The sequence below is a fragment of the Pseudomonas sp. G11 genome (genome assembly GCF_029457515.1).
GTDB lineage: Bacteria > Pseudomonadota > Gammaproteobacteria > Pseudomonadales > Pseudomonadaceae > Aquipseudomonas > Aquipseudomonas gorinensis.
The window spans coordinates 6,289,644-6,306,359 of sequence record NZ_CP120377.1 but is presented as its reverse complement, the minus strand read 5'-3'; the positions used below and the strand labels follow the sequence as shown (position 1 = coordinate 6,306,359).

Here is a 16,716-nt window from a genome sequence, read left to right as displayed (position 1 = left end):
GGGGAAATGTACGGTGCCTCATGAGGAGCAATTAGCGTGCCGGGCAGCATCACCCCGGTTTTACTGGGGCGCGCGCGGCCGTCGCGGCAACAGTTGTCCCGTCGACGGCCAATCGTTGCCGTCAGTGGGCGATATTTTCCAACGCCAGATTGCGCGTACGCGGTCCGAACCAACTGATGGTGATCATCACGATCAACATGCTGCTGGCGATAAACGCCAACACGCCCGGGGTACCCAGGTGTTCGAGGATAAAACCGATCAACAGGCTGCTGAACACCGTGGACAAACGGCTGAACGAATAACAGAACCCCACCGCCCGCGCGCGGATATTGGTCGGGAACAGTTCGCTCTGGTACGAGTGATAACTGAAGCTCAACCAGGCATTGCAGAACGTGATCATCACCCCGCAGATCACCAACCCTACCGCTGTGGTCTGCAGGGCGAACAGGCTACCGAAGATCATCGCGCCCATGGCCGAGCCGACAATTTGCCATTTGTTTTCAAAGCGGTTGGCCACCTTCACGAACAACAACGGCCCCAAGGGGTAGGCGAGCGTGATGATAAAGGCGTACAGCAAGCTGTGGGTCACGCTGACACCCTGGCCCGAGAGCAACGCCGGCAGCCAGTTGCCAAAGCCGAAAAAACCGATGGCCTGGAACACATGGAACACGATCAGCATCAACGCACGGCGGCGGTACGGGGGTTGCCAGATATCGGCAAAGCGGCCGCTGCCTTGCACGCTGACGGTTTCCGGTTCGGGCTTATCCAGCGGCTGGCCGTAATCCTTCTGACAGCGGGCTTCGAGGTTGTCCATGATTGCACTGGCTTCGCCGAAACGACCTTTCTGCGCCAGCCAGCGCGGTGATTCCGGCAGGCGCTTGCGCAGTTGCCAGATAAATAGCGCAAACACCGCACTCGACAGCACTACCCAGCGCCAGCCGGCGACGCCGAACGGCGCCTGGGGCACCAGCCACCATGACATCAAGGCCACCGCTGGCACCGACAGGAACTGGATGAAAAACGCAAAGGCGAACGCTGAACTGCGCATGCGCTTGGGCACCAGTTCCGACAGGTAAGCGTCGATGGTGACCAGCTCGATGCCCAGGCCGATGCCCACCAGGAAGCGCATGCAGATGATGCCCAGGGCGGATGTCTGGATGCCCATCAACACTGTGGCGACGGTGTACCAGATCAACGCGAAGGTGAAGATCGCCCGGCGCCCGAAGCGGTCGGCGATGGGGCTGAGCAGGCTGGCCCCGAGGAACAGGCCAAGAAAGGTCGCCGAGGCGAACGCGGCCTGGTCGGAGAAGCCGAATACACCGCCGCTGCCGGTGGCAAAGATGCCGTCCTTGATCAGGCCCGGGCTGATGTAGGCGGTCTGGAACAGGTCATACAGCTCGAAAAAACCGCCAATCGACAGCAGCGCCACCAGGCGCCAGATACTGGCGACAGCCGGCAGGCGGTCGATGCGCGCGCTGATATGGGCGGCACGGACCGGGTCGATGCCGTCCGTGGCAGAGGCAGTGAGTGTCGACATGGGGCAGATTCCAGGGGCAGTGAAGTGGAATCTTAGCCTGCTAACGGAAATCGCCGCTTGTGAAGTTGCCCGCGATGGCACGCCGATTCGCTGATTTATTGCGCGTCGGCGTTGTGTTTCAAGGTTTTATGGCGTGTGCTCAGAAGGTAATCGGAATTTCAAAGGCCTGGAACGCGTCATCCACCGGTTGATAGCCCAGCACGCGCGTGGTTTCGCTCAAATCCAGGCGCTTGAAGCGGTTGTTGGAGATGCCATGGGCGATCAGGTGTTTGACGCCGGCTGTTTCCACTGCACGTTGCAGCAATTGCACCGCGTCACGGGGGCTAAGCCAGGCGCTGAGGTCGCGGGCGTTGCGCAGGTCATGGGCCTCGGGGAATTCGAAGGCGCCGATGCGCAGGGCGATGGTCGATAGCGGGGTTTTCGCTGCGTAATAACCGCATAACGCCTCGCCGTAGCATTTGCTCACGCCATACAGGTTGGCAGGCAGCACGGGCATGCCGGGGGTGATCTGGCGGTCTACCGGGTAGCCTTCGATGGTCTGGGCGCTGCTGGCAAATACCAGGCGCTGCACGCCTGCGGCCACGGCGGCTTTGAACAGGTAGGTGGTGGCGAGGATATTGTTGGGCAGCAACTCCTCGAACGACGCGCTGGCGTCGGGGATGCCCGACAGGTGCACGATCACGTCGATGCCTTCGAGCAGGGCGGTGAGGGTGGAGCGGTCGCTAAGGTCGGCGTGTACGAAGCGGTGGTCACCCAGGTCGAAATCCGGCGCGACGCGGTCAGTGAGGGTGAAACGGTAGCGGTCTTTCGAAGCCTCGAAAAAGGTCTTGCCGATTCTGCCGCAAGCGCCGGTGAGCAGTACGTTGAATCCTTTCACGTGCTTGTCCTTGTGCTTAATTGTGACCGTCGAGGGCGAAGGTCTTGAAGCCGGCGTGCTGGCTGAGCCGCTGGTAGTACGCCGCAATGGCGGGGTAGGGCGGCCGCTGCATGGGCGTCATCTGCCAGCGATGCACCGAGAGGCCGATCAGGATGTCGGCGAGGGTGAAATCATCGCCGGCCACGTAGGCGCCGGTTTTAGCCAACCGTTGTTCCAGCAGCCCCATCTTGTCGTTCCAGGCCTGCACGCCGGCTGCGATGCGTTGCGGGTCCTGATGGTCGGGGCTATTGCGCACCAGCGCCTGGAAGGCATAGCCCCAGGACGGGTTGAGTTCGGTCGCCTGCCAGTCCATCCACTGCTCGACCCGCGCGCGCGGTGCGGGTTCGATGGGCAGCAGGTCGTGGCGTTGGTAGAGGTTCACCAAATAGCGGCAGATGGTGTTGGATTCCCACAGCACGCCGTGGTCATCGATCAGTACCGGTATTTGGGCATTGGGGTTCAGGGCCAGGAATTCGGCGGATTGGGTGGGTTTGAAACCGATGCCCCAGTCTTCGCGCACGTAGTCTATGCCCAGTTCCTGGCAGGTCCACAGGACTTTGCGCACGTTGATCGACGAGGTACGGCCCAAGATTTTCAGTGAGTGTCCCATGGTGCTTTCCTGGCGGTGGAGAGTGGTTAATCTAGCAGGGGCCAAGTAGGCACGGTTAAAAAATGTGGGAGGGGGCTTGCCCTCGATAGCGGTGAGTCAGTCAGCCTGTCTGTAGCTGACCCACTGAAATCGGGGGCAAGCCCCCTCCCACATTTTTATCCAGTAGGGCCTTAGCAGCGTGGTGCGTGCTGGTCCATGGCTTTGCCCACCAGCAACACGCTTAGTTCGCTCAATTGGTGAATGGCCAGGGCAACATCACGGTGTTTGCCGGTAAGGTCATCAGACAGGTCGAGCAGCAAGGTGCTGACGGAGCACACGGTTTCGTAGCTGTTGATCAGCAGGGTTTCGGTGGGGACATCGGGGATGAGCGTGAACAGCGTAGTCGGGGGATTGACGCTTTGCATGGTTGAAGTACCTGGCTGTGCCAACACCCTAATCGCTACTAAACGAATGGGTGGCAGCTGTACGCAGGTTAGTAGACCGGTAATCCCACACAAACCCGGCGCACCCGAAGGCGCCCTACGCACAGCCACCATGGTTGGCTTATGCATATGTGTGGAGAGCTTCAGGCTACTAAACCCGATCACCGAGAAATTCAGCGACCGGCAAACCTTAAAGATCACCCCTCAAGCGCACAAGCCGGCGGATTCTGACGTAAGCGTAGGCAACCGGGCAAGGCGCTTACCGCAATGTCAGCCTCATCCTACAGGCGTCCTACGTGCTTTCCCGCACCTGCAATTCAAACCCCATATCCACTACCGGCTTGGCGATCTTGTTACCCGCCATGATCGTCAACAAATGCTCCGCCGCACGTCGACCGATCGCTTCCCTGGGGGTGCTGATGCTGCTCAAGCGCGGCACCATGAAAGACGACGCTGGCAGGTCGTTAAAGCCCAGCACGGCCACGCGCTCCGGCACGTTGATGCCATGGCGCAGGGCTTCCAGCAGCGCACCTTGCGCCAGGTCGTCGTTGCCGAAGAAGATTGCGTCCACATCCGGGTGCGCCGCCAGCAATTGCAGGAACAGCTCGCCACCCAGGCCGACCGAGGAAGGGCGCGGTGTCAGCAGTTCCAGCGCCGGGTCGTACATTCCCGCTTGTTGCAACGCCCGGCGGAAACCCTCGCCGCGCAGCAGGGTACGTTGGTCCAGTTGCGCGCCGATATAGGCCAGGCGCTTGCGCCCACGGGAGAGCAAATGCGCCGCTGCCGTTTCACCTGCGGCCAACTGCGAGAAACCCACGCAGTTCACGCCCGCATTCGGGTCCAGATCCATCATGTACACGCAGGGCACATTGCTGGCCTCGACCATCCGTCGCGCGCTTTCGGTGCGATCGAACCCGGTCAGCAGCAACCCCCGTGGCTGGTAGGCCATGTAGTTGCGCAGCAGGTTTTCTTCTTCATCGCGCGAGTAATGGGAGTTGCCGATCAGTACTTCGAACCCCTTGGGCCGCAGTACCTGATGGATGGCTTCGAGGGTTTCGATAAACAGCAGGTTGGACAACGACGGCACCAACACCACCACCGAATGGCTCTGGGCCGAAGCCAGGGCACGGGCGGCGGGGTTGACCACATAGTTGAGTTCGGCGGCGGCTCGCTGCACTTTTTCCACCAGTTCGGTGGCCACGGTGCTGATGCCGCGCAGCGCGCGCGAGGCGGTAATCGGGCTGACGCCGGCCAGGCGGGCGACTTCATTGAGGGTAGGGCGACCGGTGGTGCGGGTATTTTTATCGTTCTTAGAGGTCATCAGGCGGCTTGCCAAACAAAAATCGAGGCACTAAGGTAGCGCTGTCTCCAAAAGGCTGCAAATTATTGAACTTTGGGTTGCCTGATCCGGTTCAAATGATTGGAGCGGATGCACGCGTCACTCCATAAAAATGACAAGACGGCGCGGGAAAAGCCTGTTTTTGCACTCGCCTTACAGCGTGCAAAGGTAGCGCTATCTGCGTCCTGAGGTGTTCCATGAGTCAACCTGTTACCGCCCTGGTCATCATGGGTGTTGCCGGCTGTGGCAAGACCAGCGTCAGCGAGGCCCTGTGCCGCCTGAACGGTGCCACGGCCATTGAAGGCGACAGCTTTCACCCCGCCGCGAACATCGAAAAGATGAGCGCCGGCCACCCCCTCAACGACGACGACCGCGCCGGCTGGCTCGACATCCTGTGCGATGAACTGCGCCGCTCGCTCAAAGCCGGTGAACACCCGGTACTCACCTGCTCCGCGCTGAAAAAGAAATACCGCGACCACCTGCGCGAAGCCGCGCCTGGCCTGGGCTTTGTATTCCTGGAACTGACCCGTGAAGTCGCCGCCGACCGCGTGTCCCATCGCCCCGGCCATTTCATGCCGGCCAGCCTCATAGACAGCCAGTTCGCCACCCTTGAATCGCCCAAGGGCGAGCCCCTGACCCTGGCTCTAAACGCCAGCGAAGACAGCGTCGAGGCGCTGGCCGAGCAGACCAACGCCTGGTGGCTGCAACACGGTTTTGAACCAACCCGATAATTTTTTGCCGGACAAGATAGCGCTATCCCCGGCAGGAAATTCAACACCCGTTTTAATAACAACAACAAACAGGAGAGACCCCCCATGTTTGGCATGTCCCACGAGTCGTACCTGCTGTTAGATGCAGTCGTTACCATCATCGGGCTGATCGTATTGATTACCCGGTTCAAGGTTCACCCGTTCATTGCGCTGATCATCGCGGCCGGCTTCCTCGGCCTGACCTCGGGTATGCCCGTGGACAAGATCATCAAGGCATTCCAGGACGGTTTCGGCGGGGTGCTTGGCTTTGTCGGCATCATCCTCGCGCTGGGTACGATGCTCGGCAAGATGATGGCTGAATCCGGCGGTGCCGATCAGATCGCCCAGACCTTGATCCGCGCCTTCGGCAAGGAAAAGGTCCAGTGGGCCATGATGTTCGCCGCGTTCCTGGTGGGCATTCCGCTGTTCTTCGAGATCGGCTTTGTGCTGTTGATCCCGTTGGTGTTTATCGTTGCGCGCCGTACCGGCGTGTCGCTGATCAAGATCGGTATCCCGTTGCTGGCCGGCCTGTCGGCGGTGCACGGCCTGGTGCCACCGCACCCGGGGCCGCTGCTGGCCATCGGCGTGTTTGGCGCGGATATCGGCAAGACCATCCTGTATGGCCTGATCGTCGCACTGCCGACGGCCATCATTGCCGGCCCGATCTTCGGTACGTTCATTGCCAAGTACATTCCCGGCAACCCGTCCCAGGAGTTGGTCGACCAATTGGCCCGCGAGTCGGAGCACAAGACGTTGCCGAGCTTCAGCATCACCCTGATCACCGTGCTGCTGCCGGTGTTCCTGATGCTGCTGAAAACCTTCGCCGACATCGCCCTGGCCGAAGGCCACGTAGTGCGCAACTGGATGGACATGATCGGTCACCCGATCAGCGCCTTGCTGCTGGCCTTGCTGCTGTCGCTGTACACCTTTGGCCATCGCCAGGGTATCCATTCCAAACAAATCCTCAAGCTGCTCGACGCCAGCCTGGCGCCGACCGCCGCGATCATCCTGATCATCGGTGCCGGTGGTGGCTTCAAGCAGATGCTGGTGACCAGCGGTGTGGGTGACGTGATCGGCCATATGGCGGTCAACGCGCAGATCAACCCGATTTTGCTGGCGTGGCTGGTGGCGGCGGTGATTCGTGTGGCGACGGGTTCGGCGACCGTAGCGACCATTACGGGTGCTGGCATTGTGGTGCCGGTGGTGGGGATGATCCCAGGGGTCAACCGCGAGCTGCTGGTACTGGCGACCGGGGCGGGCTCGTTGATCCTGTCTCACGTCAACGATGCTGGCTTCTGGCTGGTCAAGCAGTACTTCAACATGACCGTGGCCGAGACATTCAAGACCTGGACGGCGATGGAAACCATCCTGTCGGTGGTGGCGCTGATCTTTATCATGTTGCTGTCGTTGGTGGTCTAACAGACACACCGCAAGGCCAGGGTGAAAACCCAATCAAATGTGGGAGGGGGCTTGCCCCCGATATAGGGGGTCAATCACTGCATCTGGTGACTGACCCACCGCTATCGGGGGCAAGCCCCCTCCCACATGTTGACCGAGTCAGGCGCCGGTTTTCGGTACTAACCCATCCGCCCGGAACATCCCGCGAATCCCCCGCACCGCCTGGCGAATCCGGTCCTGGTTCTCGATCAGTGCAAAGCGCACATGGTCATCGCCATACTCACCAAAGCCGATCCCCGGCGACACACACACCTTGGCTTCCTGCAGCAGTTTCTTGGCAAATTCCAGCGAGCCCATGGCGGCATAGGCTTCGGGAATCTTCGCCCAGACGTACATCGACGCCTTCGGGTTCTCGACCATCCAGCCCAGTTCATGCAGGCCCTTGACCAGCACATTGCGGCGCTGGCGGTACTGCTCGGCGATGTCCTTGACGCACTGTTGGTCGCCTTCCAGCGCCGCAATCGCGGCGACTTGCAGCGGGGTAAAGGTGCCGTAGTCGTGGTAGCTCTTGATCCGTGCCAGCGCGTTGACCAGTTCCGGGTTACCGACCATGAAACCAATACGCCAGCCGGCCATGTTGTAGCTCTTGGACAGGGTGAAAAACTCCACCGCAATATCCTTTGCCCCAGGCACCTGCATGATCGAGGGGGCTTTCCAGCCGTCGTAGACAATGTCCGCGTACGCCAGGTCATGCACCACCAGTACGTCGTACTGTTTGGCCAGCGCAATCACCCGTTCGAAGAAATCCAACTCCACACACTGCGCGGTGGGGTTGGACGGGAAGCCCAGGATCATCATCTTCGGCTTGGGGATCGAGCCGCGAATCGCCCGTTCCAGCTCGGCGAAGAAGTCCACGCCGGGCACCAGCGGCACCGAACGCACCTGGGCACCGGCAATCACGGCACCGTAGATATGAATCGGGTAGCTCGGGTTGGGCACCAGTACGGTGTCGCCCTGGTCCAGGGTGGCCAGCATCAAGTGCGCCAGGCCTTCCTTGGAACCGATGGTGACGATGGCTTCCGACTCGGGGTCGATGTCCACGTCGTAGCGGTCTTTGTACCAGCGTGAAATCGCCCGGCGCAGACGTGGAATGCCTTTGGAGGTGGAGTAGCCGTGGGTATCTTCACGCTGGGCGACGGTGACCATTTTCTCCACGATATGGGGAGGCGTGGCGCCGTCGGGGTTACCCATGCTCAAGTCGATGATGTCTTCGCCGCGCCGACGCGCAGCCATCTTCAGCTCGGCAGTGATATTGAACACGTAAGGGGGGAGTCGATCGATGCGCGCAAAGCGGCGCGGCGAACCTTGGTCGGCCATTGTTGCCTCGGAGTACGTAAGCGCCCGGAACCGTCCGAGCGACGTTGGCCACTGCGGTGGCCTGCGGGGCAGACAATACGGTCGATGATGGCCAGTTGTCCAGATGCGTAGGAAAATTTTCTGCATGGAATACAGCGCGGATATACCCCTATACTCGATATGGGTTTGTTCCCTCATAAGAAGGAGACTGTTCAGATGGATCAGCAGATAACACAACCGTTAGAGCCGCGCATGAAAGACGGCAAAGCCCTGGTAATCGCGGGGGTGCAAGGGCGTTATTCGAAGGCCACGGCGGGCGATATCCCCAAGCTGTGGGGCGTGTTTGACGACAGCGTAAAACACATCAAGAAACGCGTCGGCGGTGTGACCTACGGCGTTTGCCATAACCCCAGCCACGGTGAGTTCGATTACATGGCGGGGGTGGAAGTACCGTCCAAAGGCGATGTGCCGAGCAACTTCGAATTCGTCGAACTGCCTGCGCACCACTACGCCGTGTTCCCGCACTATGGCCCGGTGCAGGCACTGGAGCAGACCTACGAGCGCATCATGTTCGAGTGGTTGCCGCACTCGGGCTACAAGGTGGCGGGGGCGGATTTCGAGCGCTACAGCGCGGATTTCGATGTACGCAAGGGCACGGGGACGGTGGAGATCTGGTTGCCCGTGGAACCCCGGTAACCGGCAGGCTGAACACGTCCCTCTGTGGCGAGCGGGCTCGCCCCGCGTTGGGCAGCGCAGCGGCCCCAAAACCTACCGCTGCGGTTCACCCGGAAGAATGCGGCAGCGCTGAATAGGGCTGCTGCGCAGCCCCTCGGCAGAGCCATGGTTAAGACGCATGGCGCGAACTTGGCTGTCGGGTTGCTGAGCGATAACTGAAGTATTCATGTCGCATATTCATTATTTTTTATCGGGTAAGTTATCTATACGTGACATTTAAAGCAGGCCAACACCGTATCGACCAAACACCCACCTCAACCTCCGCTCATACCCAACCCGCCCCTGATACGCCTCCCCGCTGTCCACCCATCCGGCGCCCAGATACAGCCCCATCGCCGCCACATTGTCCGTGTCCACCGACAACTCCAGCGCCTTGATCTGCGGCCACGCCTGTATCGCCGCCGCCGGCAGCGCCTGCAAACACGCCTTGCCAAAGCCCCGGCCCTGCTGCTGCCGATCCACCTGTAGCGCATGCAGCGTGGCGCTGTGTTCATCCGCCCAGTGCGGCAGGCAGGGCGGGCGCTTGAGCAGGAGGAACGCCACCGGACGCTCGTCGGCCAGCAGCGCAAAGCCTTTGACGCCTGGGCTTGGGTTGACTAGCAGGGTGTTGAGTGCGCAATACATGTCGCCGCAAAACGGCAACTGCTCAGGATGAACTTCGAGGGCGCCGACTTGCAGTTGTTGCACAGCATTCAGCGCCTCGTAGGCGACAAGGCGGGTTTGCATCGGGGCGTCCGAACGGCTGCAAAGAAGGGCGCAGTCTAGCGGTTTTGTGCGGCACGAAATTATTTTTCAACGGGCTGTCGATTTGCCTGGAGGCCGTTCGACTAAGGGTGTCTTCCTTGATTTTCCAACCCGAAGGAGTATCGCCATGAGTACCGCAATCAACACCCTGATCGAAGAATGGAAGCAAGCCGTACTTTCCCGGAATATCGATAAGATTGTCAGCTATTACGCCGACGATATCGTCTCGTTCGATGCCGTGAGCGCCCTGCAGTTCAAAGGCAAGGCGGCCTACCGTGCGCACTGGGAAGCGTGCATGGAACACTGCCCCGGCCCCGGCATTTTCGAGTTCCACGAACTGCGTATCGTCGAGTCCCAGGACAGCGCGTTCGCCCACTGGCTGGCCCACTGCGGCGGCGCCGGGCCGGACGGTGAAGTGAAGGCCTGCTGGATGCGGGTGACGGCCGGCTATCAACGTTTTAACGGCGACTGGAAGGTGGTGCATGAGCATTGGTCGGCGCCGTTCGACATGGCAAGCGGCACGGCACTGTTCGACCTGAAACCTTGAGCGCCGCAAACTATAGTCAGTCGTTGCGAAAACGGAGAACGTCATGAAATACCTGTGCCTGATCTACAGCAATGAACAGCTGTTGCACACTTCGCCAGACAGCCCCAAAGACCCGGAGTGTCTCGCCTACGCCCAGTCGATACAGGCCAGCGGGCGCATGCTCGCCGCCGAGCCGCTGGAGTCGGTGAGCACGGCCACCACCGTGCGCATGCGCAATGGCAAGCTGTCGATTACCGACGGGCCGTTTGCCGAAACCAAGGAGCAGCTCGCCGGGTTCTACCTGATCGAGGCGCGGGACTTGAATGAAGCGATCCAGGTGGCCGGTGGCATTCCGGCCGCTCGGGTCGGCAGTGTGGAAGTGCGCCCCGTGCGCGAATTGAATCTCTGACTCCAACAACCCTAAGACTCAGGAGGTTTATCCCATGCCCAAGCAACCTGCCGAATTTGAGCTGTCCATCAGCCGCGTGATCGATGCGCCGCGCAGCCGTGTGTTCCGCGCCTGGACCGAACCTGCCCTGTTGCAACAATGGTGGGGGCCCCACGGCATGACCACCCCCGAGTGTGAAATGAACCTGTGGGTCGGTGGCCTGTTCCGCACCCTGATGCGCGCACCGGATGGCAGCGAGTACCCGACCCAGGGCGTGTTCCTGGAGATCGACGCGCCCAACCGCCTGGTGTTCACCGATGCCTTCATGCCGGGCTGGATACCTTCGGGCAAGCCGTTCATGAGCGCTGAAGTCACCTTTGAGGAGCAAGACGGCAAGACCCTCTACACCGCTCGCGCCATGCACTGGAGCGCTGAAGACAAACAGGCCCACGAAGCCATGGGCTTTCACGACGGCTGGGGCGAGAGCCTGGACCGCCTGGTGACGCTGGTGACCCAGGGCATGCGCGATTGACGCCTCCCATCGAGGCGATCTACCGCAGTGAGTCCCGGCGCGTCCTCGCCACGCTGATCCGTTTGCTGGGGGATTTCGACCTCGCCGAAGAAGCCTTGCACGAGGCGTTCTTCGTCGCGGTCGAGCGCTGGCCGCAAGACGGTGTGCCGAGCAACCCACGCGCCTGGCTGGTATCGACCGGACGCTTCAAGGCCATCGATCGTCTGCGCCGCCAGGCCCGGTTTACCCCGTTGTTGCAGGCGCAGGCTGACGCACTGGAAGCCGCTGACTGGAGTGAGGAAGACGTGGAAGACGACCGTCTGCGCCTGATCTTCACCTGCTGCCACCCTGCGTTGGCGGCCGACGCCCAGACGGCGCTGACCTTGCGTGAGGTCTGCGACCTCACCACCGAAGAAATCGCCCGCGCCTTCCTGGCCACGCCCACCACCATCGCCCAACGCATCGTGCGGGCCAAGGGCAAGATCCGCGAGGCGAAGATTCCCTATCAGGTGCCGTCCCTGGCCGAATTACCCGAACGCCTGGACAGTGTGCTGCGCGTGATTTACCTGGTGTTCAACGAAGGCTACTCGGCGTCCATGGGCGCGGACCTGACCCGCGAAGACCTGACCCGTGAGGCCATCCGCCTCGGTCGCTTGTTGACCCAATTGCTGCCCGAACCGGAAGTCCTGGGCTTGCTGGCGTTGATGCTGCTCCACGAATCCCGCCGCGCCGCGCGCACCTCGGCCAGCGGCGAACTGGTGCTGTTGGATGAACAGGACCGTTCGTTGTGGGATACGTCCTTGATGGCTGAAGGTTGCGCGCTGGTGGAACAGGCACTGACCCAGCGGGGTTTTGGCCCGTATTGCCTGCAAGCGGCGATTGCGGCGGTGCATGCCGAGGCACGCAGCGCCGGGGAAACGGATTGGCCGCAGATTATTGGGCTCTACGATGTATTGCTCAGGGCGGTGCCTTCGCCAGTCATTGAATTGAACCGCGCCGTGGCGGTGGCCATGCGCGATGGACCGTTGGCGGGCTTGCAGCAGGTGGAGGCGATTCTGGCGCGCGGGGAGTTGCAGGATTACCACTTGGCGCATTCGGCGCGGGGCGAGTTTTGCCGGCAGTTGGGACGGGTGGAAGAGGCCCGCAGGGCCTATGAAACAGCCCTGTCACTGACCCAGCAGATCCCTGAAAAACACTTCCTCGAACACCGCCTGGCCGAACTCGATTCCCCCCAACAATGAAGATCCAAATGTGGGAGGGGGCTTGCCCCCGATAACAGGGTGTCAGTCACTGTATTAGGTGACTGACCCACCGCTATCGCGGGCAAGCCCCCTCCCACATTTGATTTTCATTGTCTGGGAGATATCACTCCAACATCTTCCCCAACAACCAACTCCCCGCCGGCCCCGGAGGATGGTGACGGGACCACAGTGCATCCACGGCCACCGAACGCGGCCAGCCGCGTGCCTTGAGTTCGACCAGTTGCCCGCCACCGAAGCGTTCCACCAGCCAGCGGGGAATCGGCGCCCAGCCGAAACCCAACTGGGCCATCTCCAGCAGCATCAGATAACTGGGGGCCGACCAGAAGCGGCCGTTGGCGCGGGTTTCGTTCGGGTTGATGATGCTTGCCAGGCGCAATTCGCGGTGCTGTTGCAGGGCGTGCGCCGTGAGGGTATCGAGGCCCGCCAGCGGATGCTTCGGTGACACGAACAGGGCAATCTCGGTGCGCTCGTCCACCGGCGCGCGGGTCAGGTCCGGCGGATACACGTCCTGTTGTTCAATAAACGCGATCTGCGCCCGCCCGCTTTGGACCAGGGCGATCAGGTCTTCGCATTCGGCGATCAGGCATTCCAGCTCAAGGTCCGGGTAGCGTTGTTCAAACGCGCTGAGGGCGACCTCGAAACGGTCGGACTGGTAGGTATCGGACATGGCGATACTCAGCTTCGGCTCCAACCCCTGGGCCAACTGACTCGCCGCCAACTCCAGCCGGCTGCTGGCCTCCAGCACCTGCTCGGCGCGTTGCAACAACACATGGCCTGCGGGCGTCAGTGTCGGCTTGCGGCTGCTGCGGTCAAACAGCACCACATCCAAATCAATCTCCAGGCTCGCCACCGCTGCGCTGACGGTGGACTGGCTCTTGCCGAGCTTGCGCGCCGCCGCCGAGAACGAACCTTGGGTCGCCGCCTGGACAAATGCCTGCAGCACTTCGTTAGAGGCCATGACTATCGCCTTGATCGATGGTTATTGGTTATGAAGTATCGAGCCAAGGGGTAATGATGGCAACCATCGTCACTCACGGAGCCGGGTTATGAACCCTACCAAGTCGATTACTGAACGTGTGTGCCAGGCCATTGGTTTCGAGGCCCTGGCGTTGTTGATTTGCACGCCGTTGCTGGCGTGGATCATGGATAAACCGGCCCTGGAAATGGGCATGGTCACCCTGGCGATCAGCCTGTTGGCGCTGACCTGGAACGTGATTTTCAATGGCCTGTTCGACCGCCTCAAGACGCGCTGGCACCTGGCCAACAACGCCTGGACCCGGGGGCTGCATGCCTTGATGTTTGAAGGGGGCTTGATTCTGGTGTGTGTGCCGCTGATTGCCGCCTGGCTGAATATCAGCCTGGTGCAGGCGTTTATCCTCGACATAGGTGTACTGCTGTTTTTCCTGCCGTACACCTATGTGTATCACTGGGGCTATGACGTGCTGCGCGAGAAGCTCCTACAGAAACATGCCGCCCGACGCCTCGATGCGCTGGCCGGTGATCCAGTGGCTGCCGTCGGCGAGCAGGCTGGCAATCGCCCCGCCGATGTCATCCGGTAGGCCCGCACGGCCCAGGGCGGTGTTGTTGGCGACCATCGCATTGAGGCTGGCGTTGTCACGCACGGCGCCGCCGCCGAAGTCGGTCTCAATGGCGCCCGGGGCCAGGATGTTGACGCTGATGCCGCGTGCGCCCAGCTCCTTGGCCTGGTAGCGGGTCAGCACTTCCATCGCGCCTTTCATGGCCGCGTAGGCGGCGTAACCCGGCAGGCTGAAGCGCGCCAGGCCGCTGGACACATTGAGGATGCGGCCGCCGTCGCGGATTAACGGTAACAGCTGCTGGGTCAGGAAAAACGGGCCCTTGAATTGGATCGCCACCAGTTGGTCGAACTGGGCTTCGGTGGTCTCGGCAAAGCTGGCGTGAATGCCAATCCCCGCGTTATTGATCAGAAAATCGAAGCGCTCCTGTGCGAACACATCCTTGAGCACGCCAGCCACTTCGCCAACAAACTGACTGAAGCTCGCGCTCTGGCTGACATCCAGTTGCAGCATGGCCGCGCGGCCACCCAATTGTTCGATCTGCGCGACCAAAGCCTGCGCTTCCTCCGCTTTGCTGTGGTAAGTGCCGATGATGTCCACGCCTTGTGCCGCCAGGTGCAGCGCGGCGTTTTTACCCAGGCCGCGGCTGGCGCCGGTGATCAATGCGATTTTGCGGGTCATGATGAATGCCTCTGGATGGGATGGTGGCGCACAGTGTATTTGTGCGCCTATAACGTGATAAACAGCAGTGAATCGGAATCACTGGTCGGATCAGGCGAACAATCCCATGAACAAACTCGAACTGTTGCGCACCTTCGTACGCGTCACCGAGCTGTCGAGTTTCACCGGCGCTGGCGAGAGCCTGGGCTTGCCGCGTTCGACGGTGTCCGAGCATGTGCAGGCGCTGGAAGAACTGCTCGGCGCGCGGTTGCTGCAACGCACCACGCGCACGGTGCAAGCCACGCAGGACGGGCGTGTGCTGTATGAGCGCAGCAAGGATCTGCTCGCGCACATGGAGGAACTGGAAGGGCTGTTTCGCCAGGAGGAAGCGCAACTGGCCGGGCGTATTCGGCTGGACCTGCCCAACGTGATGGCGCGTGACCTGATCCTGCCGCGCCTGCCGCCCTTCATGGACGCGCACCCGTTGATCGAGCTGGAAATCAGCTGCACCGACCGTCAGGTCGACCTGCTCGCCGAGGGCTTCGATTGCGTGCTGCGCGTGGGCGCGCAGCCGGACCAGTCCGTGGTGGCGCGACGGTTGTGCAGCCTGCCGATGATCAACTGTGCGAGCGCCACCTACCTGCAACGCTACGGCGTGCCGAAGACCTTGGCCGACCTGGCCGATCACCACCTGGTGCATTACGTGCGCCCGCTGGGTTCGCGCTCGATGGGGTTCGAATACCAGCAGGGCAACAAGGTGCACCGCCTGCCCATGGCCGGGCGGGTCACGGTCAACAGCACCGATGCCTACACGTCGGCCTGCCTGGGCGGCTTCGGGATCATCCAGGTGCCGGCCCTGGGCATGGCGCAGGCGTTGGCCAGTGGTGAGTTGGTGGCGGTGTTGCCGGACTATCCGGCGCCGCCGTTGGACGTGTCTCTGCTCTATGCCGGGCAGCGCCATTTACCGCTGCGGGTGCGGGTGTTCATGGACTGGTTGGCCGCGACCCTGCAAGGCCAACTCTAACGCCGTGCCGACAGCTGCTGCGGCGCCAGGAACGCGTCGTGGAAGTAATCGCGGAACGCCTGCATCGCCGGGGTAAACGCCCGTTCGCGGTGCCAGGCCAGGCCGACGCTCATGGGCGTCACCGGGTCGGTCACGGTCAGGGTTTCGATGCGCTTGCCTTCCAGGGACCAGGGCCGATGCACCAGGTCCGACAGGATCGCCACGCCGCTGCCGTTGGCGACCATGCTGCGCACCGCCTCCACCGAGCTGGTGCGCAGCCGCACCTGGGGCGTTTGCCCGGCCTGTTCCCAGTAGCGCATGGCGCTGTGTTCGGCCTCGTCGACGGTGAGCAGGATGTACGGCTCGCGGGCCACATCTGCCAGGCTCACGGCGCCACGTTCGCACAATGGGTGATGGCTGGGCAGCCACAGGCGGCGTTCCGAATTGAAGAGGATTTCCGAGACGATATCCGGGTGGGTGAGGTTGGCGGTCAGGACCACGGCCATATCAAACCGGCCGTCGAGCAGGCCCTGCTCAATGGCCTGGCGCTCTTGTTCGAACACCTCGATGCTCACGTCCGGGTGCCAGTGCTCCATGCGTTGCAAGTGGTGCGGCAGGAAATATCCCAGCACGGTGTAGCTGGCCGCCACCCGCAATACGCCGCTGGCGCGGTAGTCGGGCAGGGGGCTGTTCAGTGCGTCGTCGACACTGCGCACAATCACATAGGCACGGTTGAGAAAATGCCGCCCGGCGTCAGTGAGGCTCATGCCCTGGGCCGAGCGTACGAACAACTGCACGCCGAGCAGGGCTTCGAGCTCCTTGATCGCCGTGGTCACGGCAGACTGGGAGATGTTCAAGTGAATCGCCGCCTGGGAAATCTGGCCGATTTCGGCGGTGGCGACGAAATAGCGAATTTGGCGCAAGGTCAGGGACATAGCTTTATCTGATTTTCAGAAGATAGATCATCTGATAATAGATCTTCCCAAGGGGTCAAGCCGCAGCCTACTTTCGAGCATCACCTTTTG

19 protein-coding genes are annotated in these 16,716 nt (G+C 61.4%); 9 read left to right on the top strand and 10 right to left on the bottom strand.

Annotation, left to right across the window (positions count from 1 at the left end):
- Nucleotides 1–121: 121 nt before the first annotated feature.
- The 5 genes from P2T68_RS28990 to P2T68_RS28970 form a co-directional block, all read right to left on the bottom strand.
- Entirely contained in the window at nucleotides 122–1,537 is a 1,416-nt protein-coding gene (locus tag P2T68_RS28990; RefSeq protein WP_277378646.1) for an MFS transporter, read from the bottom strand.
- Between the two features lie 139 nt (nucleotides 1,538–1,676).
- Entirely contained in the window at nucleotides 1,677–2,414 is a 738-nt protein-coding gene (locus tag P2T68_RS28985) for an NAD(P)-dependent oxidoreductase (protein ID WP_277378645.1), read from the bottom strand.
- Between the two features lie 16 nt (nucleotides 2,415–2,430).
- The gene (locus P2T68_RS28980) at nucleotides 2,431–3,063 is read right to left on the bottom strand and encodes a glutathione S-transferase (protein WP_277378644.1); all 633 of its coding nucleotides are present in this window, start codon (nucleotides 3,061–3,063) and stop codon (nucleotides 2,431–2,433) included.
- Nucleotides 3,064–3,233: 170 nt separating this feature from the next.
- A complete protein-coding gene (locus P2T68_RS28975) occupies nucleotides 3,234–3,467 on the bottom strand; it encodes a DUF6124 family protein (protein ID WP_024077062.1) in 234 nt (77 codons plus the stop codon).
- Between the two features lie 310 nt (nucleotides 3,468–3,777).
- Nucleotides 3,778–4,809 (bottom strand): LacI family DNA-binding transcriptional regulator, encoded by a 1,032-nt coding sequence (locus P2T68_RS28970; RefSeq protein WP_277379778.1) that lies wholly within the window; start codon nucleotides 4,807–4,809, stop codon nucleotides 3,778–3,780.
- Nucleotides 4,810–5,021: 212 nt separating this feature from the next.
- Here P2T68_RS28970 and P2T68_RS28965 point away from each other — a divergent pair, with 212 nt between their 5' ends.
- Together P2T68_RS28965 and P2T68_RS28960 are read left to right on the top strand one after the other, a co-directional pair.
- Nucleotides 5,022–5,555 carry a gluconokinase gene (locus P2T68_RS28965; RefSeq protein ID WP_024077060.1) on the top strand — a complete coding sequence of 178 codons (534 nt, stop codon included), beginning with the start codon at nucleotides 5,022–5,024 and terminating at the stop codon, nucleotides 5,553–5,555.
- Nucleotides 5,556–5,639: 84 nt separating this feature from the next.
- A complete protein-coding gene (locus P2T68_RS28960; RefSeq protein WP_024077059.1) occupies nucleotides 5,640–6,992 on the top strand; it encodes a GntP family permease in 1,353 nt (450 codons plus the stop codon).
- 138 nt (nucleotides 6,993–7,130) lie between these two features.
- On the opposite strand, the gene alaC is transcribed toward P2T68_RS28960, so the two are convergent.
- Nucleotides 7,131–8,348 (bottom strand): alanine transaminase, encoded by a 1,218-nt coding sequence (gene alaC, locus P2T68_RS28955; protein WP_102625299.1) that lies wholly within the window; start codon nucleotides 8,346–8,348, stop codon nucleotides 7,131–7,133.
- A 195-nt stretch (nucleotides 8,349–8,543) separates the two neighbouring features.
- Between alaC and P2T68_RS28950 the strand changes: the two genes are divergently transcribed.
- Entirely contained in the window at nucleotides 8,544–9,023 is a 480-nt protein-coding gene (locus tag P2T68_RS28950; protein ID WP_193689752.1) for a GyrI-like domain-containing protein, read from the top strand.
- Nucleotides 9,024–9,278: 255 nt separating this feature from the next.
- Here the strand turns inward: P2T68_RS28950 and P2T68_RS28945 are convergent, their stop codons facing one another.
- Complete coding sequence (locus tag P2T68_RS28945) at nucleotides 9,279–9,788, bottom strand: GNAT family N-acetyltransferase (protein ID WP_277378643.1); 510 nt, start codon at nucleotides 9,786–9,788, stop codon at nucleotides 9,279–9,281.
- Between the two features lie 145 nt (nucleotides 9,789–9,933).
- On the opposite strand from P2T68_RS28945, the gene P2T68_RS28940 reads away from it, so the two are divergent.
- From P2T68_RS28940 to P2T68_RS28925, 4 genes are read left to right on the top strand one after another with little or no spacing between them, the layout of a single operon-like run.
- The gene (locus P2T68_RS28940; RefSeq protein WP_024077055.1) at nucleotides 9,934–10,353 is read left to right on the top strand and encodes a nuclear transport factor 2 family protein; all 420 of its coding nucleotides are present in this window, start codon (nucleotides 9,934–9,936) and stop codon (nucleotides 10,351–10,353) included.
- A 43-nt stretch (nucleotides 10,354–10,396) separates the two neighbouring features.
- The gene (locus tag P2T68_RS28935) at nucleotides 10,397–10,741 is read left to right on the top strand and encodes a YciI family protein (RefSeq protein WP_024077054.1); all 345 of its coding nucleotides are present in this window, start codon (nucleotides 10,397–10,399) and stop codon (nucleotides 10,739–10,741) included.
- A gap of 34 nt (nucleotides 10,742–10,775) precedes the next feature.
- Nucleotides 10,776–11,252, top strand: coding sequence for an SRPBCC family protein (locus P2T68_RS28930; protein WP_102625297.1), 477 nt, complete (start codon nucleotides 10,776–10,778; stop codon nucleotides 11,250–11,252).
- Nucleotides 11,249–12,472 carry an RNA polymerase sigma factor gene (locus P2T68_RS28925; RefSeq protein ID WP_277378642.1) on the top strand — a complete coding sequence of 408 codons (1,224 nt, stop codon included), beginning with the start codon at nucleotides 11,249–11,251 and terminating at the stop codon, nucleotides 12,470–12,472. Before P2T68_RS28930 ends, P2T68_RS28925 begins: the two co-directional genes overlap by 4 nt.
- Nucleotides 12,473–12,596: 124 nt before the next feature.
- Here the strand turns inward: P2T68_RS28925 and P2T68_RS28920 are convergent, their stop codons facing one another.
- A complete protein-coding gene (locus P2T68_RS28920) occupies nucleotides 12,597–13,451 on the bottom strand; it encodes a LysR family transcriptional regulator (protein ID WP_024077051.1) in 855 nt (284 codons plus the stop codon).
- Between the two features lie 88 nt (nucleotides 13,452–13,539).
- Here P2T68_RS28920 and P2T68_RS28915 point away from each other — a divergent pair, with 88 nt between their 5' ends.
- The gene (locus P2T68_RS28915; RefSeq protein ID WP_277378640.1) at nucleotides 13,540–14,052 is read left to right on the top strand and encodes a multidrug/biocide efflux PACE transporter; all 513 of its coding nucleotides are present in this window, start codon (nucleotides 13,540–13,542) and stop codon (nucleotides 14,050–14,052) included.
- On the opposite strand, the gene P2T68_RS28910 is transcribed toward P2T68_RS28915, so the two are convergent.
- Nucleotides 13,951–14,709, bottom strand: coding sequence for an SDR family oxidoreductase (locus tag P2T68_RS28910; protein ID WP_024077049.1), 759 nt, complete (start codon nucleotides 14,707–14,709; stop codon nucleotides 13,951–13,953). The genes P2T68_RS28915 and P2T68_RS28910 overlap by 102 nt on opposite strands.
- 106 nt (nucleotides 14,710–14,815) lie before the next feature.
- Here P2T68_RS28910 and P2T68_RS28905 point away from each other — a divergent pair, with 106 nt between their 5' ends.
- Entirely contained in the window at nucleotides 14,816–15,712 is an 897-nt protein-coding gene (locus P2T68_RS28905) for a LysR family transcriptional regulator (protein ID WP_277378639.1), read from the top strand.
- Here the strand turns inward: P2T68_RS28905 and P2T68_RS28900 are convergent.
- Nucleotides 15,709–16,626 (bottom strand): LysR family transcriptional regulator, encoded by a 918-nt coding sequence (locus P2T68_RS28900; RefSeq protein ID WP_024077047.1) that lies wholly within the window; start codon nucleotides 16,624–16,626, stop codon nucleotides 15,709–15,711. The two genes, P2T68_RS28905 and P2T68_RS28900, sit on opposite strands and share 4 nt — an antisense overlap.
- Nucleotides 16,627–16,716: the final 90 nt, after the last annotated feature.